Raw genomic sequence first — 21,843 nt, forward strand, 5'->3', positions numbered from 1 at the left:
GACATGCATGTTTACACCATTTTAGTCGTGGATGATGAGGAGGATATGCGAAATCTAGTTGAAATGTATTTGCTGAACTCAGGTTATCGATGCCTTCAAGCTGCGAATGGAAAAGAAGCTATTAGTATGGTTGAAAAAGAGGAAGTGGATTTAATCCTTTTGGATATCATGATGCCAGGTATGGATGGTTTCTCCGTTTGTGAAGAAATTCGAGAAAATTGGGACATCCCTGTGATATTTGTCAGTGCGAAAGGTGAAGAATGGGATAAGGTGAAAGGACTGAAGCTTGGCGGCGACGATTATATCGTCAAACCGTTCAATCCAGGAGAATTGGTCGCAAGGGTCGAAGCGGTATTGCGGAGGACAGGGAAATTATCAATGAATGAAGAGAGTCAAAACCATGTCCGGTTCGGTAAAATTAGCTTGAACTTACAATCCAGAACGGTTTTGGTCGAAGGGAAGCCAATCAATTTAACTTTGAAGGAATTCGAATTGCTGTTATTCCTCATGCGTCATAAAAGCCAAGCACTTAGCCGTGAACAACTGCTTGAAAATGTATGGAGCGGGGAGTATGGAGGATCTTTACGTACAGTGGATACCCATATCAAAACGTTACGAATGAAATTACGAGCGGCCGATTACATTCAAACCGTCTGGGGAATCGGTTATAAGATAGAGGAAAAGAAATGATCAATAAATGGCGGACCCTCTCTTTTAAATTATGGCTCACCATCATCACCGCCATCATCCTATCCGTGCTGTTCGCTTATTCACTTTCTCAATATTATTATAAAAATCTATATGTGGAGAAGCTTAAAACAGATTTAGTCAATGAAGCGTCATTGCTAGGGGCGGATTACTCCGGCGGTGAAATCAGCGAAGATTTCAAGGAAAAAGTTGAATGGTTTAACAGTAAGAATGACAGCGAGATCTTTGTCGTCAACAATCCCAGGGAATTGAGTGCCTGTCTGCCTTTTGAAATCAATTATGACACCCTTATTTCTGAAGAAGAACGGCAAATGCTTTTAGATGGGAAAGCCGTTGAAAAAGAGGGATATGAGAAAAGGTTTGAAAAGAACATCGTAGCGGCGATCATACCCCTGATTGACGAAAATCGGCTCGAAGGTATCATCTATACATATATTCCTGTAGATTCCATTACGGTCTTACTTAAGGAATTTGCCGCAAAATGGTTGGCGGCAGTTCTATTATTTTTGATTGTCGCGATTTTGTTTACTACGAAATGGTTGAAAAAGCTAGTCAGTCCGATTAAGGAAATCGAGACTGCAGCCCATCTTGTCTCAGAGGGGAATTATGACATACAGGTCGAGGTAAGGAGTCATGATGAAATAGGGAAACTGGCAATGGCTTTTAATGATATGGCCAATTCCATCCAAATGGAAGAAGAAAGAAAAAAGGAATTTCTTGAAAATGTTGCACATGAGCTCAGAACCCCGCTTAGTTACGTAAAGGGCTACACGCAGGCCATATTGGATGGTGTAGTGAAAAATGATGAAGAGCAACAGAAATACCTTCAACTCATTTCAAGGGAGGCTCTTAGGCTGCAGCGGCTTGTCGGAGATCTGATGGACTTAACAAAAATGGATAGTGATCCATTCTTGTTAAATAAAACCCCGATTGCCTATGCGCAATTCATTGAAGACGTACTAGTGAAATATGAACCGATAATAAAAGAAAAGCATTTAGGCTTGCAGCTAGATCTGGATCCAGATCCGATTATTTTGGGGGATGAAGGAAGGATGGAACAGATCCTGCATAACATTATTGATAACGCCATTCAATACACGGATTCCGGAGGGGCGATCCATATTGCCCTAATTCAACATAAAGACAATTGCGAACTGCTGGTTACTGACACGGGTAACGGGATTCCGGAAGCGGATCTGCCATATATCATGAATCGTTTTTACCGAGTGAACAAAGCACGCAGCCGTTTTGATGGCGGGTCAGGGCTTGGACTGTCCATTGTCAAAAAATTGGTGGAATTACAAAATGGTAAAATCGAAATAGAAAGCAAGGAAAAAAGGGGAACAAAAGTCAGGGTCATCCTACCGATTATAAAAGAAGAATGGAATTCATAAAAAGGGGATACGTTCAAAAATGAAAAAAATCATGTTATTTTGCATGGCGTTAATTTTTTTGACTGGATGCGGTAAGGAAGAGGAAATTCCGAAAATGTTAAATGTCGATTTAGCTGTCGATCCAATTCAGGGTAAAGTGAATGAGCCTGTGAAATTTCAGGCAAAAGTAACATATGGGGACGAAGTCGTGACGGATGCTGATGATGTCAGTTTTGAAATTTGGCTTGCGAATAGTGATGATCATGACAAGATCGCCGTGAAACATAAAGGGAACGGCATATATGAATTGGAAAAGAAATTTGATGAAGAAGGAACCTACTATGTATATGCCCATGTAACGGCAAGGGATATGCACAACATGCCAAAGAAAGAATTCGTAATAGGCAAACCAAGCACTCCTGAACAAAATGGCGAAAAAAAGGAAATGGACGAGATGAATGATGAATAAATGAAATGATGAATGTACCATCGAAATCAAAACAATTCGGGTTTTTAAATCCGGATTGTTTTTTATTTGGGAAAATGTTCAAGACGATAAGGAATAAATGACGAAATGTCGAAGTTAAACCGAAAAATTTGTAACATAAAAGTAAAGAAAGTCATAAAAATCAGGTTGGAAATGATATGTCAATTAAAATTTATTAGTATTCAATGGAAATGGTTCTATGTAACTACCATTGACAAGAAATTACTGGGATTAATATGAGTATTTATACTACTGGCAGAAACATAGATAGTTAAAGCATTTTTGCAAGTTTTCTCTGAAACTTGGATCATAAATATATTTTCATTCGCATCCTGTTAATTTGATGGAAATTGTTGGAGCGTTTGTTACAAAAAATGCATGTTATGATAATTCCAGAAGCAAAGCACAACAAAAAATGAACATCACAGGAGGAAATACGAATGAAAAAGAAAATGTTTATGTCAGCAGCAGCGGCTGCAGCTATTATATTCACAGGAGTAGGAGCTAACCAAGCTGAAGCAGCCAACTGTGATACTGTAAAACAAGTAACTTTTAACTCTACTAATAAAGAGGACATGCAAAAGGTCCTTAACCAATACCTAGCTAAATACAATATCACTTTACCGGCAGCGCAAGCACAACAAACGCCAGTTCAAGCGCCAGCTCAAAAACCGGTTCAAAAACCAGTTCAAAAACCAGTTCAAAAGCCAGTTCAAAAACCAGTTCAGCAAGAAGCTGGAACAACGAACCAAGCAAAACCTGAAGCAAAACCAGTAACACCTAATAAATCAACTGAAGAAAAACAAGAGACAAGCTCTCAATTAAGTGCTTTTGAACAACAAGTTGTTAAATTAACTAATGCAGAACGTGCAAAACAAGGTTTGTCAGCTCTTAAAATCGACAATGAGTTGAGCAAAGTTGCACGTATCAAGTCTCAAGACATGAAAGATAAAAACTACTTTGATCACAATAGCCCAACTTACGGCTCACCATTCGATATGATGAAACAATTCGGAATCAGCTATAAAACAGCTGGCGAAAACATCGCACAAGGTCAACAAACACCAGAAGAAGTGGTACAAGCTTGGATGAATAGCCAAGGACACCGTGAAAACATCATGAACCCTAGCTTTACTCATATCGGAGTAGGTTACGTAGAATCTGGTAACTACTGGACTCAACAATTCATCGGAAAATAATAGATTAATAGAAAAGTGCATCCCATTAATATGGGATGCGCTTTTTTGCTAGTATGGATCATTCCATGAAATAAAATACATCGAAATCTAAAAAAGGCTGTCACCATGAAAATAACAGGAACCGCACCTTATTATCAGCGAGGTCCCGGTGTGTAGCAACTTATATCTCGGATACATCGATTTCCGAATACTGGGTATTGAAACTTTTCTGAAGACGTATTTCCAATGTTGATTCTTTATATTGGGCCGATGCCCCTTTCTTCTTAACAAGTGCGGGGAGTGTAATGACATGCCGATCTGATTCTTCAGGAATCCCCTCGATGATGGATTGGTTAGATGTATGGTAAAGTTTCATTTTTTTTAGCCAAGATTCATCTTCTATGGGAATCCTTACGAAAACATATAAATGGGTTTCAAATACTTCGGCATGTAATGGATGTTCAGATCTGGCATTTACGATTTGTGAGCCGCCATCATTTTGGTTCATCATACCTTGCATATTGTCAGGGATAACTTGTGAAAATACTTTTTCGATGAACGATTGTACATCACTTTGCTGCATATTTTTCATGAAGTCCTTTTGGTTCGGGTTATTCTTAAAAGAAAAAAGTGAATTCCAGGGAAACATATTGAATTCCTCTCTCCTGCTTTTGGTCTGACAGGTTTATTTGTTATATTTTATGCAGCTAAAGCCCATAGGTTCTTTTTTATAATTACTAAATTATAGAAAATGGAATAAACTTATGTATAATTAAGTAAAATCCATTAGATAAAGAGGGTTAAGCCTGTGGATGAAAAAGTAGCTTTTATTACTGGTGGAGCAACGGGAATCGGCAAAAGGATTGCATTTTCACTCGCGAATAATGGAATGTCCATTATCATTACTTATCGAAAAAGTAAAAAGGCAGCTTTAGCATTAGTGGATGAATTACAGGATAAGTACCATGTTAAGGCTATTGCGATTCAAGGTGACTCGTCCAGTGAGGAGGATTGCCTGGATATCTTGCAAAAGATTTCGGAGTCATTTGGCCATGTTGATATTTTCATTCATAACGCAGGGCCATATATTCATGACCGTAAGCCCATGACTGAATATGGCAGTGATGAATGGAAGTACATCATGGATGGAAATTTAAATGGTTTTTTCTATTTTGCGAAAGAGCTTATTCCAAATATGCGCAGTAGAAACTGGGGCAGAGTCATTACATTAGGGTTTGAACGGTGTGAAACTGCACCAGGTTGGATCTATCGTTCTGTTTTTGCTGCTGCAAAGAGCGGCTTGACCTCCTTGACAAGAACTTTAGCTGCCGAAGAAGCTACACATGGCATCACCGTGAATATGGTCTGTCCCGGTGATATTGTAGGTGACTGGAAAGAGGAGGAAATTAGGGTTGCGAGAGCAGAAAAGGATGATACGGTTCCAGTCGGCAGACCGGGTACAGGGGAAGATATAGCGAGGGTCATCACGTTCCTTTGTGATGAAAAATCAGATTTCATTACCGGGGGCATCATACCGGTAACAGGCGGTAAGGATGTTCTTGGGAAAATAAATAAAGCCTAGTGGTTTAGGGTTTGAATCCAGAATGAAAAAGGGTGAGGCCGGTATAATCCAGCCCCACTCTTTTTTACGCCATTTTTTTATATTTCACTTGCTGTATGAACCGTAAGCGAGCCGCCAAGCCTATAGCTCCGAGAGCCAAGCCGGAAATTAAGCCGATCCAATAACCAAAGGCTCCCATATCCGTATACTTTGCAAAGAAATAGCCAATGGGGAGCCCGAGAATCCAGTAGGAGACAAGTGACATCGCAAATGTGACATTTACATCTTTATATCCACGCAAAATACCCTGAATAGGTGCCTGCAGGGCATCCGATATCTGAAAGAAGATGGCATATATCAAGAAATGTGATGTCAGCATCATTACCTCATGGTCTTTTGTGTATAAAGAGGCCACAGGTTCGCGGAAGAGGAATAGGATGGTCGACAAAACGAGAGACATCGTCAATGCCATCGAAATGCCAATCCAGCTATACTCTTTGGCATCTTTATAACGGGCTGCCCCAATTTCAAATCCAATGACGATCGTCAATGCCATGGATATACTTAGCGGAATCATATAAAGCAGTGACGCAAAATTCATGGCAATTTGATGCGATGCAATTGTCACGGTATCATACTTACTCATTAAAAGGGTGACGGCCGAGAAAATGCTTGTTTCAAAAAAGATAGCCAGTCCGATGGGTACCCCAATCAATAATAAGGCCTTCCATTCTCTCCAGGAAACACGGAAAAATTCACTGAAAACCTCATATGTCGAAAATGGGTTGATTTTTATCACAACAAGGATGGCGACAAGGGCAATTAACCAATAAGTAATGGCAGTGGCGTAACCGGAACCGACACCGCCAAGTTCAGGGAATCCAAACTTCCCGTATATAAACAGGTAATTAAAAAGGACGTTAATCGGGAGAGCACATAAGGTGATGATCATGGAAATCCTAGTCTGTCCCAGTGCATCGATGAAGGCCCTCAAAGCATTATAAACGAATAAAGGAATGATACCGAGTGAAAGGGCGATCAAATAATCATGAGCCACAATGTGGACACCATCTTCAAGGTCCATGGCACTCAATACGGGGTTCAAAGTAAACGCCCCAATGATTAAAATGATCAAGGCTAAAGCGACAGCTAAATAAATGGCCTGCATCACGGAATAGGAAACGGATTTAGACTGCCTGGAACCTACCAACTGTGAAACTACCGGCGTCAAGGCAATCAATATCCCGCTCAGCCCCGTGTACACGGGTGTCCATAGCGAACTGCCGATGGAGACGCCAGCAACGTCCTGTGTGCTGTATTGCCCGGACATCATCACATCAAAAAAAGTCATGGCATACATGCTGATTTGGGTGATCAGGATAGGTATCAATATATAAAATAACAGGCGGATCTTTTGTGATTTAGTATAAGTCTGATTCATCAAAGTACCTCAATATCAATATTTGGAATTTTCAACACAATGAAAGAATTATATCACATAAGCATGTGATGTTTTAAGAGTTTTTATTTGAAGCTAAAAAAGACTTGCCGTATTGGGCAAGTCTTTTTGTCAGTCGCGCATTGATTCAAAATCATTCATGGCTTCCAAACTTGAGTCTTTTTGAAGAATGAATGCCTGTGAAGGAATGGCAATTTGTACATCTTCCTGTTCCAAAATCTCCATTATTTTAAAGTTCACATCTTCTTTGATTGATAAATATCCTCCAAAGTCCGTCGCTTTCGTGAAGAAATAAAGGTAAAGGTTGAAACCGGAATGACTGAACTCATCAAATTTAACCAAAATCGTCTCCGGATGTACTTCAGGATGATCAATGAGCATTTTTTCAATGCCTTTAATGACATTTTCCAATTTTTCTTTTGGTGTCGTGACATTCACGCCCAAATGAAAGGCAATCTGTCTTTTGCCCATCTTAGACCAGTTGATGATCGGTTCATTCGAAAGGGTCGCATTTGGGACTGTAACTAATGCTTGGGCAAAAGTCCGGACTTTGGTGCTTCGGAATGTGATGTCTTCGATGGTTCCCTCCACACTTGGAGTTTTGACCCAATCTCCTATGGTAAAAGGTTTTTCGGTAACGATGACGATACCCCCAAAGAAATTGCTGACGGTATCTTTAGCGGCAAGAGCGAAAGCCAATCCACCCAAACCAAGCCCTGCAACAAATCCATCGACATTAAATCCCCATTCTTCCGCAATGATGGAGGCACCAAAAGCAATGATGATTAATTTTATGATTTTCGTAAAGAACGGCATGACGATTTGATCGACTTCAAGTCCGAATTTACTTACCAATTTCGGAAATAATGTTGTAAAACTCGAACTTATATTAAAAATCGTCCAAAAGAATAAGAAGACAAAAAACGATCTGTATATTTTCGATCTGAATTCAACCGAAGGTGTGTCAATCGGAAAATAGTGCATGGATATAATGACACCAATCAAAACGATTAACCATCTTACAGGCTGTTCTATAGCGAGCATTAAGTTGGCGGCAAATTCCACTTTACGTTTTTCGGCAATTCGCAGAAAGAACTTGAATATATATGTAGTAAATACTTTCCGAAGCAAAATGAAGATTAGAAAAATGCCAATGGAAATTCCTAATTTGGTCCAGGCTTCGATTCCATCAAATTGATCGAGTGATTCAGAAACTTCTTGCAATGTATTACTCCTCCAATGTATCTTGTAGTATTGTAGAATACTAAGATTATAATATATTCATGCTGAAAAAGGAAAAATTATCGATGATTACATTCATCATTGGGATTTAGCGATTCACTGAATACTTTTTCAAGTTATTAATGGCAAGGATATATGGTAATATGGATGCAAAGTGATTTTTTAAGTTTGGAAGGTGGAAATATTGACTAAGAAAATAGTATTTACCGGAGGCGGTTCTGCCGGTCATGTATCTGTTAATGCGGCAATCATCCCGGAATTTTTAAAGCATGATTGGGATGTTACTTATATTGGATCAAAAAAAGGCATTGAAAAAAATATCATCGAAACGGAATTTCCCGAGGTAAGGTATGAAACGATTTCCGTTGGGAAATTCCGGCGTTATCTATCTGTTGAAAATATGAAAGACCCTTTCCGGGTCATAAAAGGGATTTTTGATGCACGTAAAATATTAAAAAAGACCAAGCCGGATTTCATTTTTTCTAAAGGTGGATTCGTTTCGGTCCCAGTTGTTTTGGCAGGCAGGATGCTGAGAATACCAATCGCGATACATGAATCGGATTATACGCCTGGTCTGGCTAATAAGATTGCCATGCCGCTTGCATCGAAAATCTTCACTACTTTCCAGGAAACGGAAAAAGATCTTCCTAAAGAGAAGGCGATGTATCTTGGCGCCGTATTGCGCGATGGGATTTTTACTGGAAACGCTTCTGCTGGAAAGGCATTTTGTGGATTCACGAATAACAAACCGGTGTTGCTCGTTATGGGCGGAAGCCTTGGGGCCGTTAAAATCAATAATCTAATTACAGATAACCTTGATGCCTTATTAAAGGATTATCAGATTATTCACATTTGCGGGAAGGGAAATGTGAAAACGGAATTGAAACAAAGGGGATATGCTCCTTTTGAATTCGTACATGAAGAATTGTTCGATCTTTTGGCGGCTGCTGATGTCGTTGTGTCAAGGGCAGGTTCAAATTCGATTTTTGAATTCCTTGCTCTGCAAAAGCCGATGTTGCTTATCCCTCTAAGTGCCAAAGCATCCCGTGGAGATCAAATCCTGAATGCGTCAAGCTTTGAAAAACAGGGTTTTTGTAAAGTCATCGAAGAAGAAGAGCTGAATGACCGGATTTTTAATGCTACATTAGCGGATTTAGTGAAACAATCGGATGAATATCAGGAGAAAATGCGTCAAAAACGCCCATTCAAAACGGCAGCTGAAATGTATGAATTACTACTTAAAGTAATGGGTGCAAAAAAATAAGTATCATTCCCCTCTATGTAGCATATCTTTTTCGAACAGAGGAGGGGGTAGAATGGCGTATGAATATTCCAAAGGATGGTTCATTCAGCAGCTGAAAGCTGCAGGGATTAGCTATCATCCAATTGAGAAAAGAAAGCTGGAGCTTTATAAAACCTATATTCTAAGGCGTTTATATGACGATCTGCAAAAAAATAAATTATAAAAAGAACCGCAACGTCGTTGACGTTGCGGTTCTTTTTATAAGTAATTACTTATAAAAGGAAAGAAACAGGAAATAAGGATACCTGCGATAGCCATTGCCGCACCTGCGACAGCTCCGGTAAACTCACTTTCCTGGGCAGCTTGAGCCGTTCCGAGACCATGAGCGATCGTACCATAAGCGATACCGCGTGCGAATGGCATCGTAATGTTCAGTTTATCCATCATTTTTGGAGCGATCATCGTACCCAGTACCCCAGTCAAAATGACGAAGGCTGCTGATATATTGGAATTTCCGCCATAAAGTTCGGTGATTTCAACAGCGATGGGCACTGTAATGGATTTAACCGCCAATCCTTGGATTATGAATTGCGGAAGTGAAAATGCTTTTGCGATGGCAAAGGCAATGATCAAAGTGACCAGAAGACCAAAAATCATGCCGCTAATTGCCGGCATTGCATATTTAACGATTATTTTTCTGTTTTTATAAAGTGGTACAGCCAAAGCAACGGTAGCTGGTCCCAGGAAATAGGTGATGATGTCTTTTCCTGGTGAATAATCTTCGAAGTCCAAACCGCTGATCAGCAGTACGATGATAATCGTAACCGTACTGAAAAATACGGGCGTCGTAAAAGGTGATGGATGTTTAGCATATATTTTCCTTCCAATGGAATAGGCAAGGATGGTTATCAAGATGCTATAAGTTGTGATGAACATTGTCATGCTGCTTAACCTCTCCTCTATGGGATAGCTTCTGAACGGTCCAAGCTGAAACAATGAATCCAAATATTAGGCTGACTCCCAATGTAAGTGCAAGTGGCAAACCGAATTCAATGAAAAGCCATCCCATGGTCATTAAACTGATTGAAATGGGAATGAAGAAAAAGGCTAGGTGCTTTACCAAAAAACCGGATGTAAGTTCGATCCACTCGACCTTAATAATCTTCGTCTGTAATAAACTGAATAACAGAATCATGCCGATGACGTTGCCTGGTATGGGTAAATGAAGTAAATTGGCTAAATAATAGCCGAGCTTGCAAATGATGAGCAGAAAGATAAGCTGCACGATAAAAGCAAATGTTTTTTTCATGATTAAGTCCTTTCAATGACACTTTGAATATATTGTTGAATTGGTCAATTGTATTCATTATAAAAAAATATCCCTAAAAAGAATAGGGATTTGCAGCAATCTATCTTCAACATCCTGTGAAAATGGAAAAAAGAGCTTTCCAGGTTTGGAAGCTCCGGCCATTATATGAAAAGATAAACTAAGACATGTTGAAATGTTCTTCGTTCTATGCTTCAAGTAATTGCTGTTCGTCATCATCATGCTGTCTAAGGATATGAAAGGTGTATAAATCTTTAGGGATTTCATACAAATCGTAGATATCTCCTTCATGATTGATCTGATCATAAAGGGATTTTCTTGTTTCGTTGGCATTGACGGCATAGGGAAGCTTTTCTGCGGCTTTTATAGAGCGGATATTTTTTTTGCGAATTCGCATGAAGACCGTTTCCAAACCAAGCTCGAAAAAAAGCTCTTTAAAGAAAGCGTCTTTTGCAATGGCATTATACCCTTTTCCATGATAAGGCTTGCCAAGCCATGTGCCTAAGAAACCTGCACCATTTTCAATATCGTATAAAGAAATGCAACCGATGGGATTTTCCCATTCATCCAAGATTGTTCGTGATATGAGTTGCCCAGCATCTTCGGCTTCGATCGTTTGCTTAGTAATGAAAACATATTCTTCATATGAATCTACCTTATGGCGCACGAAAGGGAAGACATCTGGATGCGTCATTTGTTCATAAAGAGAAAAACAATCTGTGAAATCTCTCTTTTTTAACATTTCCGTCCCTCCGTTTGAGGGCAGTTCTTATGCGTAGTCGCTGCCCACCCTCGAAATTTTTTAAGTCGCTCATCAAAAAATTTCGGGGTGGGAATCGAACCCACTAGAACCGGAAACCGGTGGCGCACCATTTGCCTTCCCTATTTTTATTGTCAGAAAATATGCAAATCAAAAGAACCTTACGAAGGTATAATACTAAAAAAAAAACGGTTTGGGAATAGGTTTTTTGCCTTTTTTTTTCGTCAAATTTCAACTATTTCAACAAGGGTGAATTTGAAAGGCAAACGTATGCATTTTTCCATGAAAAACTGTTTTTTTCGCCTGCTTTTTTCTTTAAAATTCACCTGTGAATTGCATGAATAAAATGATTGCTCCGAGGGCCCATACATAAATGGAGAATATTTTCAATGATCGCTTTTTTAAGAAGTCGATCATCCATACTACGGCTATATAACCAAAAATTGCTGCGGCAAGGGTTCCGACGAAAAGCGCAGTGAGTGGCAGCCGTTCAACTTCTCCTGTAAAAATCGGTTTCATCTGAAATACGATGCCCCCCGTAATGGCAGGAATTGATAGCAAAAAGGAAAAATAGGCTGCAGTGGCCCTATCCAGCCTGCAGAATAGGCCAGCGGCTATCGTCAGGCCGGAGCGCGAAAGGGCAGGCATGATGGCAGCAGCTTGGAAGGTACCGATGATCAAGGCATCTTTTATCGAAATTTCATTAAGGGATTTGCCGCCTTTTCTTACTCCGTCCGCTACCCATAAAATCAGCCCAGTCGCTAAAAATTCCCAGCCTATGGTCACGCCTGTTTTTGAAAGGCCATCAAACCAATCCCCCAGAAAAATGCCGGCGATCACTGCAGGGATTGTCCCGGCAATGAGAAGCAGGGTCATTTTGGAGAAAGGTTTCTTCAAAATGGCAATAATGTCATTCTTATAGACGACCAATAACGCCAGCAAGGTTCCGATATGGAGCATGGTATCCAGAAAAATGCCGGCCTCGTCAAGATGGAAAATATGCCGTCCTAAATATAAATGTCCAGTGCTTGAAATAGGTAAAAACTCAGTCAAGCCTTGAATGATCCCAAGGATGAAGGCTTGAAATTCGTTCAGCAAAAAAACATCACTCCATTCTAGAAGGTATGGGACATCCATTAATTAAACTGTATGCACAAGACGGATGAACATATTCGGATTTTTTTGTCATATGTATTGCCAATTGGGTTTTATGAAGAAAAGGCAGTCCAATTTTACCTTTTTCGAATATAATGAGAGGAAAAATGAAACTATTTTGCATTTGATTCGTAATTATTCATATGAGAAAGGAGGAGAAGACACTATGCCTACTAAAGATGAAAGAGTGTTTGCTGCCCTTATTTATGTGATCAGCTTTTTTACAGCATTTATCGGTCCTTTGGTGATTTGGTTATTGAAGAAGGACTCGTCACAATTTGTGGATTATCACGGAAGGGAATACCTGAATTTTTTCATTTCCTACACCGTATATTCAATAGTTGCAGGGATACTCACTATAGTTTTGGTTGGATTCTTGCTATTGCCGGTTATCGGGATAGCTTTAGTCGTATTCACCATCATTGCTGCCGTTAGGGCTTATGAAGGAACGGATTATAGGTTCCCGTTGGTTTTCAGGATATTATAGTAATGATGTAAAAGGATTCCGTTCAATTCGGAGTCCTTTTTTATATGAACCAAGTTGGGAATTGCCCTACATTAAAAAGGGAATAGATCACATTAAAGCGAATAAAGTATTATGATAACTACTTCAATGCACTTTTAGGAAGTGGATGCCGGGCGGCTTGTGGTACTGCTAATGAATTTTCGTTTAAGGCGGCAATCTTTCTTGTAAGGAGTGAGGAGCAGAGCAGGATATGAATATACGTGAATATTATCAGAAAACGAGCATTTCAAATTTTCATGCATCTTGGATATCACTTCTTATGGCCATTGCATTTTTTATTTTCCATATTTTTTCAATAATACCGGGCAATATATTATTGATAACGTCTCCTTTTATTTTCTTTAGCATTGCCCAATTTGTCAGTCATCGTATATATGAAAATAGAATGAGGGAATTACCAGATGAACATATCGGGTCCAATGCTGGGTTATTTAAAAATGAACATGTTTTATTGACTTTTATGCCAGCACCGACATTGCGCCTGCTTCTCTTTGCGCCGGATGGGTCTCTAATTGGCGAGGTAAGGGATTTGAATATGAAGTGGTTCATGTGGATGATACCCAATTTCCTGTCAATGCTCCTGGCCAAGCATTATGAACTGGTGGACCATGAGGGACGCTTGCTGGCTAAGTACCATATCAAAAGGGGACTTTTCAATAAAATGACGATCATGGACGATCAGGGCGGCATTATTGGATCGTATCAAGAAAATCGGTCATTCGTGAAGATTAATGGAATGATTTATAAGGAAGATGGTACGGAATGGATGCCCATTGAAACTCCAGGAAGTGTGAATTCATTCGAGATTGCCACAAAAGAAGGGGAGAAGATCGTTTCATACCAAGAAGGCTGGATGCCTTTGGAGTGGGGGAAACGATTCAAGACAAATACACCCATACTTTCTTTTTCATCAAATGTTGATGATATACCTAAAATCATCGTTTTTGGGTTCTGTGCAGCCACTCTTAATCATCGTTCAAATTGACTAGGGTTACCCTTTAGCAAATCTTTTAAATATTTGATATAATAATAGTGGGATACATAGATTAAATACATATAAAAAGGTGGTAAATATGAGTTTACTTAATGAGATTCTTGATTATAATGAACAGTTTGTAGAAAAAGGTGAATATGTTAAGTATAGGACGGATAAGTTTCCTGAGAAACGTATGGTCATCATAAGTTGTATGGACACTCGGCTCGTTGAACTATTGCCAAAATCCTTGAATGTAAAAAACGGCGATGTCAAAATCCTGAAGACTGCCGGGGCAATCGTCTCCCATCCATTTGGAAGTGTCATGCGGAGTATCCTTGTTGCCATTTACGAGCTAAAGGCGGATGAAGTATTGGTCATACCTCACCATGACTGTGGGATGGCATCAGTCGATGCCGATTCTCTAATAGAGAAGATGATCGGACGCGATATTCCAAAGAGCACCATCGATACACTGGGGGCTGCAGGAATCGATATCCGCAATTGGCTTCGCGGATTTGATGATGTTTATGAAAGCTGTAAGAATAGTGTCGAAGTGATTAAAGGACATCCTTTAATCCCTAAAAATATTCCTGTACATGGTCTTATCATTTCGCCTGATACAGGGAAGCTGGAATTGGTTGTCGATGGGTATTCTGAAGGGCAAAAATAATATATATAAATTTCGAGGCTGCCGGGATCATTTCCGGCAGTTTTTTCAAATTTGATCATTACTATTTCTTTTTATCCTTTTTTTTGTTAAAATCGCCAAGTGTAGTTTGTCACTAATACAAACGGGTGGGCGAGGGATAAATTTAATAAGGATACAACATGAAGAAATTAAACTTGGAAACGTTTTTTCATTTTTCTGAATATGGAACGAATGGTAAACGTGAAATCCTTGCTGGAGTGGTCGGCTATTTTACGATAGTCTATATTCTCATCGTGAATTCCCTGATTTTATCGGAAGCGGGCATACCGATTAATGGTGCAGTGATTGCCACGATTCTTTTATCTGCTTTAAGCTGTGTCATGATAGGACTTTGGGCGAATGTCCCAATCCTTCTCGTTCCAGGAATGGGCGTAAATGCCCTATTTGCTTATACCATGGTTCAAGGAATGGGCCTATCTTGGCAATCGGCGCTTGGTGCTGTGTTTATCTCAGGGGTAATTTTTGTAGTCATCGCTTTTACAAAATACTCGAAGTTAATCAGTGATTCCATTCCAAGTTCGATAAAAGAAGCCATATCTGTTGGTCTTGGCTTATTCTTGATGCTAATCGGTCTTGAAAAGGGCGGGATAATCACAGGAGGTTCATCATCGATCGTCGCACTCGGAGATTTAAGCGATCCAGCGGTGTGTGCAACGGTGTTGACTTTTTTACTGGCAATCACGCTGTTCATCAAGAATGTCCCCGGTAATTTCATGATTACCATCCTGGCAGGCAGCCTCATTGCCTATAGTTTCGGGACTGTTCAACTATCGGAAATCCATTTTTCAGGCATAGACACAGCTTCCTACGGCAATCTCTTCTTTTCATTATCGTTCTTGGAAGTGAACCGGATTGAATTCTGGATAAGTGTATTTGCGATGACGATGGTTCTTGTTTTTGAAAATATTGGTCTTGTATACGGGCATGTAGACAGTATCAACCGCCAGGATGCCTATAAAAAGTCGCTGCAGGCGACAAGTGTGTCCGTTCTGTTATCAGGCTTATTCGGTTCGAGTCCTACCGTTGCAACAGTTGAAACGGCAGCTGGAATCGCATCAGGAGGCAGAACTGGTTTTACTTCAGTGGTGACTGGCGTGCTATTCATTCTATCACTTCTATTTATACCGGTGATTAAAGTAATCCCTGATAGCGCCATTGCCCCCATCTTAATTATCATTGGCATTTTGATGCTCGGAAACATAAAAAAGCTGAATTTCAGTGATTTAACCGAAAGCATACCTGCAATCATGATCATTACGATCATTCCTTTCACATACAGTATTGCCGATGGAATGGCATTCGGTTTCATCCTGTACCCGTTCTTGAAGCTTGTAACCGGAAAAGCGAGAGAAGTGTCAGCCCCGATGTATGTGAGTGCCGGAATGTTTATCGTCTACTTCATCATTGGTATGATCGGTTAATAATTCAAAAGAGCGGTTGGAATGAGTTAATTCTTATTCCAACCGCTCTTTTCGTCGGAAAAAATGGATTTATTGTAATTTACGCGATGACACATCCATATTGAAAATGCTATGATATAGAATATTAAAAAAATGATAAATGACAAGCAGCATATTAGAGGATGTGACAGGATGATTATTGAAGGTTTAAAAAGCCATGGTTCAGGAAATGATTTCTTAATCATTGATGAATTGACGACGACCCTGACGTTTACTGAAGAAGAGCGGAAAAATTTCGCCAAGGCCCTATGCGATAGGGAAAGGCTTGGGGCGGATGGAATTTTGTTCGTAATGAAAAGTGAACATTCCGATTGCCGGATGCGTGTCTTTAATGCGGATGGATCGGAAGCCTCGATGTGCGGCAATGGACTTCGCTGTGTTGCACGGTACGCGAACGACGTTCTGGGGCTCGATAAAATGATCGTGGAAACCATGAAGGCAAATCTACTCGTGGAAAAAACGGAAGATATTTATGAGGGAATTCCGACTTTCAAGGTGGAAATTTCCCCGGTAAGTTTTAATGTGAAGGATCTGCCTCTAGTTTTGGCTAAAGAACAATTGCAAAACGAATTATTGCCGGAACTTCATGATACCCTATTATTTTCGGCATTGGCAGTACCTAATCCACATTTGATCACGCTCGTCGATAGCGATGTTTTGCGAAGTGATTTGCAGGACGAACTTTCAACAAAGGTCAATCAACCGAATGATCTTTTCCCTGATGGTGTCAATGTCAGCTTTGTGAAAGCGCTGGAACCAGGGAGCATTTATGTGCGGACATTCGAACGGGGGGTAGGCTTTACGAATGCATGTGGAACGGCGATGTCTGCTTCAAGCCTAGTAACATGCTCTGTTGGTTTAAACGCGTTGGAAAGTGAAATATCTGTCTACAATAACGGCGGAAAAGTTAAATGCGTGGTCCACCATGATGAAGAAAGCCAAAAATATTCAATTGATTTAATCGGGAACGCAACATATGAATTCAAGGTATTGATTGAAATAGATTTAGATCAGCCTGAAAAATTTAAAATGCTTGAGAAAGAGGATTTTGAATTGGAAACAAGCTTATATGCCAAGCTTCAGGATGAAGTTCAAAGTTATTTGAAAACAAAAGTATAAAGAAATTTTCAGACTGCAGGCAAACTCGAAGAAAAGCGAGTTTGCCTGCAGTTTTCTTATTAAAAACTCCAGTGAGGTTTTTTCCAAAAGTATATTTTAGTATTATAATCAATGTTGGGGATGTGACCAGCCTACAGTTTTTCTTAATAGAACATTCCACAGTTGATCCGGAATGGAAGTCACGAGACTCCTGCTTAGCGTCCCAGGAAGACCCAACAGGCGCAAAGACCGCCCGTGGAAAGTGGAGTTGCCTGGAGAGGGAATCAACGTTCATATTATACTCCCTAAGATCAATCAGTTGTTGGTCTTTTTTTGTTTTAGGAACGACAAAACCTCCAAAAAGGCTGGTCCATTATCAATGAGTCTGTAATCCATAAATGCACACCCTTCCCTTTTTATTCTGCTTGGTATGGTTTCTAACGTAAAGTCCTTTAACTGGAGACTTTCGTCCACTTCCTCCCAAAACAAAGGTGTGGCCACACCAGCGAAAGAATTTCCCCGCGGGGAATAAGGAAGGATGATGGTTTTTCCTTCACTATGCTGCACAAAGTCCAAGTATAGTCGATTATGCCGATTTATTTTCATTCTTTCCGTTGTAAATTCATTTGGGTTGGAACTTGATAAGTAGTCACCGAGAAAGTCAGTGAAAATGCGTGTCTCCTGATAAGTAAATCTGTCTTCAGGCAGTGGGATGTGAATTTGAAGTCCTTTGTTTCCTGAAGTTTTTACAAAAGCTTTTATCCTTAATGATTCCATCACCTTTTTTATTTCCTGTGCGGCCTTTATCGCTAAGGAGAAAAAATCGATGGAAGGGGGATCCAAGTCCAGGACGATTTCATCGGGGCGTGTTTTACCCGCTTTCTGAAATGGCGCATGGAATTCCAATGCAAGTTGATTGCCAAACCAAAGAAGCGTTTCAATATCATTACATAGCATATACTCGATATCCTCATCAATGAACGTTTTAATAAAGGACGGCGCATAATCAGGTTTGTTTTTCTGGAAAAACCTTTCTTTATCCAAAGTGCCATGAGGATAGCGGATCGTCGTAAGCAGTTTATCCTTCAAGAAGGGTAAGAAGAAAGCTGAAACCTCCCTTAAATAATGAAGGTATTCAACCTTAACCACCTGTTCATCTCCTGTTATCCAAAGCGGTTTATCCCTGGAAGTTATTTGTACAGTATCTGGAAATGTATATTGACCCACCACGAATTTCTCCCAGGTACATTCTTTGGGAGCAGTTTGTAAAAGCCATTGTGAAAACTGAGGCTCACGCAATTCATTCTCCTCATACACGTGTAAGAATTGAACTTCGATGCAAATGGACGGATGGATATAAAAAAATTGTGCGTCTTCGTCTGATGCATTTTGCTTGATCAGTTCATGCAATATCCTTTTATCCTGGGCACTCAGTCCATTTTTAACACTTCCAATTTTGGTTACGGCACCTTCTTTGAAAACTGCGAGGGAAACGTAACCATTTTCTTTGTGCAATGCTGTAATGAAACAAGAAACGGTCTTCCAATTTTTCACCTTAATCCAAGAGGCAGTACGTTTCCCTTCTTGCCAAGTACCACGAATTTCCTTGGCGACAACCCCTTCGCCATCTAATAGGATGACCTTATTCAAAGCATTTTCCAAAACATCAAAACTCTCTATTAATTGTATCAAAGCCTTATCGTTGGGATCAGGTGGCATGGGAAAGCCAAGATTTGCCCCCATATTCAACATCAATTCCCTTCGTTCTTCTAAAGGTTTAGCTGCTACGTTTTTTCCGCTGATCCTAAGCAGGTCAAACGCTAAAAACCGGCATGGGGAAAAACGGGCTTTTTCTGAAATTAAGGATTGTTTCCCAAGTCGTCCTCGCCACTGTATTTGAAAAAAGTCGGCTTTTGCCTGATTGGTAAGCCAGACCAATTCTCCATCTAACTGAAGCGGGAGATAATCTTCCAGGTCCAGATCTTTGATGTAAGCAATGATTTCCGGGAATTGTGATGATAATTCCTTTTCGTTCCGACTCGATATGCTTATGGTATCGAAGTCTATCTTTAAAATAGCCCTAAAGCCGTCATATTTGACTTCATAACGCCAATCCTTGGAGTTGGGGGCTTCGGGGTAATAGGTTGGCAGCATCGGTTTCATTTTTGTATTTACCTCCGCAAATAATTGATTAACATTATTTTGCCAAAAAAACGAAGTGTTAGAGTTGGCAATTGTTTTTTCGGTTTTTTTTAAACAAAGGGGAATAATAAAATTGTTCTTCTTTTTAAAAATAAGTTATGAGGTGACGAATATGCATACGATGTGGAAGGGGAGCATATCATTCGGTTTGGTGAACATTCCGATCAAACTTCATGCTGCAACGGAGGATAAGGATATTTCTTTGAGGACGTTGCATAAGGAATGTCATTCACCGATTAAATACGAAAAGGTTTGTCCGGTATGCCAGAAAGAAGTGGGGAAGGATGATATAGTCCGCGCTTTTGAGTATACAAAGGGAAAGTTTGTTGTATTGGAAGAAAATGAACTAGAACAACTGAAAAAACAAAACGAAGAAAAAGCCGTGGAAATCGTGGATTTCGTTAAAATTGAAGAAATAGATCCCATTTATTTTAACCGGAGTTATTATATGTCCCCTAATGACGGAGGGATAAAAGCTTATTCCCTTTTGAGGCAGGCCCTCAAGGAATCGAATAAGGTAGGGTTAGCGAAAATCATCATTCGCTCTAAAGAACAAATGGCGGTAATCAGAGTCGTTGATAATACCTTGGTGATGGAAACGATTCATTATCCGGATGAAGTTCGCTCCACAGCGGATGTTCCGAATATCCCTGCCAATGATACCATTGAAAAAAAAGAAATCGATACTGCCGTATTATTGATAGATCAATTAACGACTACTTTCGATCCGACGAAATACACCGATGATTATCGAACCGCGTTACTTGAATTGATTGAATCAAAGAAAGCTGGACAGACGACAATTACAGCCAAAACAAAAGAACCAGTTTCCAACAATGTTACCGATTTAATGGAGGCATTACAGGCATCCATTGACCGTACGAAACATGATGAACCGGAAATGAAAAAGACGACCCGAAAGAAAGTGGCACCGAAAAAAAAGAAACAAGCTTAGACAGGAAGCTGAGCGGAAGACGCATGATGTCGCTCGGCTTTCTGCTTGTTTTAGCAAAGGATTTGCCTGCTAATAAGGTAATGAAAGTGAATTAACAGGAGAAGAATTACATAGGTCAGGAAAGTGCAAATATGTAAGTGGATCATGATGTAAGGGGCAGAATGGAATTAAAAGAAAATGATGGATGAAAATGAAGGCAAAAAAATTCGCTCCCTAAAGAGCGACAATGAGGAATTCAATCGTGAAAATCAACATATAGGCGAACGGTTGTAGTTTTCGACTATATATTGTGTTCATATTCTACCATATTTAATTCTGAAATAGCAACAAAATTACTGAAACTAACCTATGAATTTTTCTGGAAATCAATGATATTTCGCCCACTTAACGGCTCATAGGGCTTTTGCATTTTCATATTCTTATAAAAACCTTCAGAATAAAATGGATTTTTAGTATAATTTATACATACAGAATGGTATAAATTAAATATGAATGGAAGATGCAAAATGGAAAATGGAAAAATCAAAGCACTTCATGCAGGGAAGCCGAAGCATGAAATTTTTTCGAATATCGATATCTTTTCAGCAATGGATAAACAAGCACAGGATAATGTGACAGTGACTAAATCAGGTATAATTGGTGATGGGGTAGGTAATGAAAAGTTCCATGGAGGTCCTGATCGAGCATTGTGCTTTTACCCCTTTGAGCATTATTCATTATGGAATGAAAAATTCTCTAAAAAGCTGGGAATTCCTGCATTCGGTGAAAATTTAACCATAGCGGGGATGAAGGAAGAAACAACGTATATCGGCGATATTTATCAAATAGGAGAAGTGATTGTTCAAATTAACCAGGGGAGGATACCTTGTTCGACCATTTCCCAATTCAATCAAGAACCTAAGTTTTTGGAACTCGTACTGAAAACGAGCTTAACTGGTTATTTTGCAAGAGTACTTCAAGAAGGAACGATAAATAAACAAAACGAGATTGTGCTGATAGATCGTTTGCAGGAAAAAATTTCAGTTCATTATGCAGCAGAGGTAATCCTTCATAAACGAGATGGGCTGGAAGGCGCAAAGGCTTTACTTACACTAGACTCGTTAGCGGAAGACTGGAAACAAAGGGTCTTGAAGAGGGTTCAAGCTGCAAAAGATTGAATGATTTTTGCAAAAGTGAAAAAAATGTCGATCAGGTATTGAAATTGACAGATTATTAATGTAAATTAAGTATAATCAAATTTTGAAATCTTGTGAAAATTATATAAATGGATCTTATCGAGAGAGGTGGAGGGACTGGCCCGAAGAAACCTCAGCAACCAGCTTAGGCAAAGGTGCTAAATCCAGCAAGCAGAGCTTGATAGATGAGGAGAATGTTTCAAAAAACCTTCTTCTTTGAGAAGGTTTTTTTTTCCTTTTCTCTCATAC

General features: G+C 39.7%; 22 protein-coding genes and 1 riboswitch. Of the genes, 14 read left to right on the top strand and 8 right to left on the bottom strand.

Annotated elements, in window-relative coordinates:
• The first annotated feature begins 3 nt into the window (after window positions 1-3).
• The 4 genes from BW986_RS06320 (at window position 4) to BW986_RS06335 (ending at window position 3,767) form a co-directional block, all read left to right on the top strand.
• Complete coding sequence (locus BW986_RS06320; RefSeq protein ID WP_076366089.1) at window positions 4-690, top strand: response regulator transcription factor; 687 nt, start codon at window positions 4-6, stop codon at window positions 688-690.
• Window positions 687-2,102, top strand: a complete 1,416-nt coding sequence (locus tag BW986_RS06325) for a sensor histidine kinase (protein ID WP_076366091.1) — start codon at window positions 687-689, stop codon at window positions 2,100-2,102. Before BW986_RS06320 ends, BW986_RS06325 begins: the two co-directional genes overlap by 4 nt.
• Window positions 2,103-2,121: 19 nt before the next feature.
• Window positions 2,122-2,550, top strand: a complete 429-nt coding sequence (locus BW986_RS06330) for a FixH family protein (protein WP_076366093.1) — start codon at window positions 2,122-2,124, stop codon at window positions 2,548-2,550.
• Between the two features lie 458 nt (window positions 2,551-3,008).
• Window positions 3,009-3,767 carry a CAP domain-containing protein gene (locus BW986_RS06335; RefSeq protein WP_076366095.1) on the top strand — a complete coding sequence of 253 codons (759 nt, stop codon included), beginning with the start codon at window positions 3,009-3,011 and terminating at the stop codon, window positions 3,765-3,767.
• A gap of 160 nt (window positions 3,768-3,927) precedes the next feature.
• Here BW986_RS06335 and BW986_RS06340 read toward each other — a convergent pair whose 3' ends face one another.
• Window positions 3,928-4,395: a hypothetical protein gene (locus BW986_RS06340; protein ID WP_076366097.1), complete on the bottom strand. Its 468-nt coding sequence runs from the start codon at window positions 4,393-4,395 to the stop codon at window positions 3,928-3,930.
• 159 nt (window positions 4,396-4,554) lie between these two features.
• Here BW986_RS06340 and BW986_RS06345 point away from each other — a divergent pair, with 159 nt between their 5' ends.
• Window positions 4,555-5,328, top strand: coding sequence for an SDR family oxidoreductase (locus BW986_RS06345; protein ID WP_076366099.1), 774 nt, complete (start codon window positions 4,555-4,557; stop codon window positions 5,326-5,328).
• Window positions 5,329-5,392: 64 nt separating this feature from the next.
• Here the strand turns inward: BW986_RS06345 and BW986_RS06350 are convergent, their stop codons facing one another.
• Together BW986_RS06350 and BW986_RS06355 are read right to left on the bottom strand one after the other, a co-directional pair.
• Window positions 5,393-6,748 carry an MATE family efflux transporter gene (locus BW986_RS06350; protein WP_076366100.1) on the bottom strand — a complete coding sequence of 452 codons (1,356 nt, stop codon included), beginning with the start codon at window positions 6,746-6,748 and terminating at the stop codon, window positions 5,393-5,395.
• A gap of 129 nt (window positions 6,749-6,877) precedes the next feature.
• The gene (locus BW986_RS06355) at window positions 6,878-7,990 is read right to left on the bottom strand and encodes a mechanosensitive ion channel family protein (RefSeq protein WP_076366102.1); all 1,113 of its coding nucleotides are present in this window, start codon (window positions 7,988-7,990) and stop codon (window positions 6,878-6,880) included.
• Window positions 7,991-8,183: 193 nt separating this feature from the next.
• On the opposite strand from BW986_RS06355, the gene BW986_RS06360 reads away from it, so the two are divergent.
• Window positions 8,184-9,272: an undecaprenyldiphospho-muramoylpentapeptide beta-N-acetylglucosaminyltransferase gene (locus tag BW986_RS06360; protein ID WP_311316527.1), complete on the top strand. Its 1,089-nt coding sequence runs from the start codon at window positions 8,184-8,186 to the stop codon at window positions 9,270-9,272.
• Between the two features lie 52 nt (window positions 9,273-9,324).
• Entirely contained in the window at window positions 9,325-9,474 is a 150-nt protein-coding gene (locus BW986_RS06365) for a YflJ family protein (RefSeq protein WP_076366106.1), read from the top strand.
• Between the two features lie 35 nt (window positions 9,475-9,509).
• On the opposite strand, the gene BW986_RS06370 is transcribed toward BW986_RS06365, so the two are convergent.
• The 4 genes from BW986_RS06370 to BW986_RS06385 form a co-directional block, all read right to left on the bottom strand.
• Window positions 9,510-10,193, bottom strand: a complete 684-nt coding sequence (locus BW986_RS06370) for an LrgB family protein (protein ID WP_076366108.1) — start codon at window positions 10,191-10,193, stop codon at window positions 9,510-9,512.
• Window positions 10,168-10,560: a CidA/LrgA family protein gene (locus BW986_RS06375; protein ID WP_076366110.1), complete on the bottom strand. Its 393-nt coding sequence runs from the start codon at window positions 10,558-10,560 to the stop codon at window positions 10,168-10,170. The genes BW986_RS06370 and BW986_RS06375 overlap by 26 nt, the downstream gene beginning before the upstream one ends.
• A 205-nt stretch (window positions 10,561-10,765) precedes the next feature.
• Entirely contained in the window at window positions 10,766-11,320 is a 555-nt protein-coding gene (locus BW986_RS06380; RefSeq protein ID WP_034307447.1) for a GNAT family N-acetyltransferase, read from the bottom strand.
• Window positions 11,321-11,653: 333 nt separating this feature from the next.
• Window positions 11,654-12,433, bottom strand: coding sequence for an undecaprenyl-diphosphate phosphatase (locus tag BW986_RS06385; RefSeq protein ID WP_076366361.1), 780 nt, complete (start codon window positions 12,431-12,433; stop codon window positions 11,654-11,656).
• Window positions 12,434-12,659: 226 nt separating this feature from the next.
• On the opposite strand from BW986_RS06385, the gene BW986_RS06390 reads away from it, so the two are divergent.
• From BW986_RS06390 to dapF, 5 genes are all read left to right on the top strand, one after another.
• The gene (locus BW986_RS06390) at window positions 12,660-12,980 is read left to right on the top strand and encodes a DUF4870 domain-containing protein (RefSeq protein ID WP_076366112.1); all 321 of its coding nucleotides are present in this window, start codon (window positions 12,660-12,662) and stop codon (window positions 12,978-12,980) included.
• 229 nt (window positions 12,981-13,209) lie between these two features.
• Window positions 13,210-14,004 carry a hypothetical protein gene (locus BW986_RS06395; protein WP_076366114.1) on the top strand — a complete coding sequence of 265 codons (795 nt, stop codon included), beginning with the start codon at window positions 13,210-13,212 and terminating at the stop codon, window positions 14,002-14,004.
• A gap of 88 nt (window positions 14,005-14,092) precedes the next feature.
• Entirely contained in the window at window positions 14,093-14,665 is a 573-nt protein-coding gene (locus tag BW986_RS06400; RefSeq protein ID WP_076366116.1) for a beta-class carbonic anhydrase, read from the top strand.
• A 158-nt stretch (window positions 14,666-14,823) separates the two neighbouring features.
• On the top strand, window positions 14,824-16,125 hold the full coding sequence (locus BW986_RS06405; protein ID WP_076366118.1) for an NCS2 family permease: 1,302 nt from the start codon (window positions 14,824-14,826) through the stop codon (window positions 16,123-16,125).
• Window positions 16,126-16,296: 171 nt separating this feature from the next.
• Window positions 16,297-17,283: a diaminopimelate epimerase gene (gene dapF, locus BW986_RS06410; RefSeq protein WP_076366120.1), complete on the top strand. Its 987-nt coding sequence runs from the start codon at window positions 16,297-16,299 to the stop codon at window positions 17,281-17,283.
• Between the two features lie 294 nt (window positions 17,284-17,577).
• On the opposite strand, the gene ligD is transcribed toward dapF, so the two are convergent.
• Window positions 17,578-19,425 carry a DNA ligase D gene (gene ligD / locus BW986_RS06415; RefSeq protein WP_076366122.1) on the bottom strand — a complete coding sequence of 616 codons (1,848 nt, stop codon included), beginning with the start codon at window positions 19,423-19,425 and terminating at the stop codon, window positions 17,578-17,580.
• A 151-nt stretch (window positions 19,426-19,576) separates the two neighbouring features.
• On the opposite strand from ligD, the gene ku reads away from it, so the two are divergent.
• Both ku and BW986_RS06425 read left to right on the top strand, forming a co-directional pair.
• Window positions 19,577-20,419 (top strand): non-homologous end joining protein Ku, encoded by an 843-nt coding sequence (ku, locus tag BW986_RS06420; RefSeq protein WP_076366363.1) that lies wholly within the window; start codon window positions 19,577-19,579, stop codon window positions 20,417-20,419.
• A gap of 506 nt (window positions 20,420-20,925) precedes the next feature.
• Window positions 20,926-21,576 (top strand): MOSC domain-containing protein, encoded by a 651-nt coding sequence (locus tag BW986_RS06425; protein ID WP_076366124.1) that lies wholly within the window; start codon window positions 20,926-20,928, stop codon window positions 21,574-21,576.
• 111 nt (window positions 21,577-21,687) lie between these two features.
• Window positions 21,688-21,786: riboswitch (SAM riboswitch) on the top strand.
• The last annotated feature ends 57 nt before the right edge of the window (window positions 21,787-21,843 follow it).

It is taken from the genome of Peribacillus simplex (genome assembly GCF_900156045.1).
GTDB lineage: Bacteria > Bacillota > Bacilli > Bacillales > DSM-1321 > Peribacillus > Peribacillus simplex_D.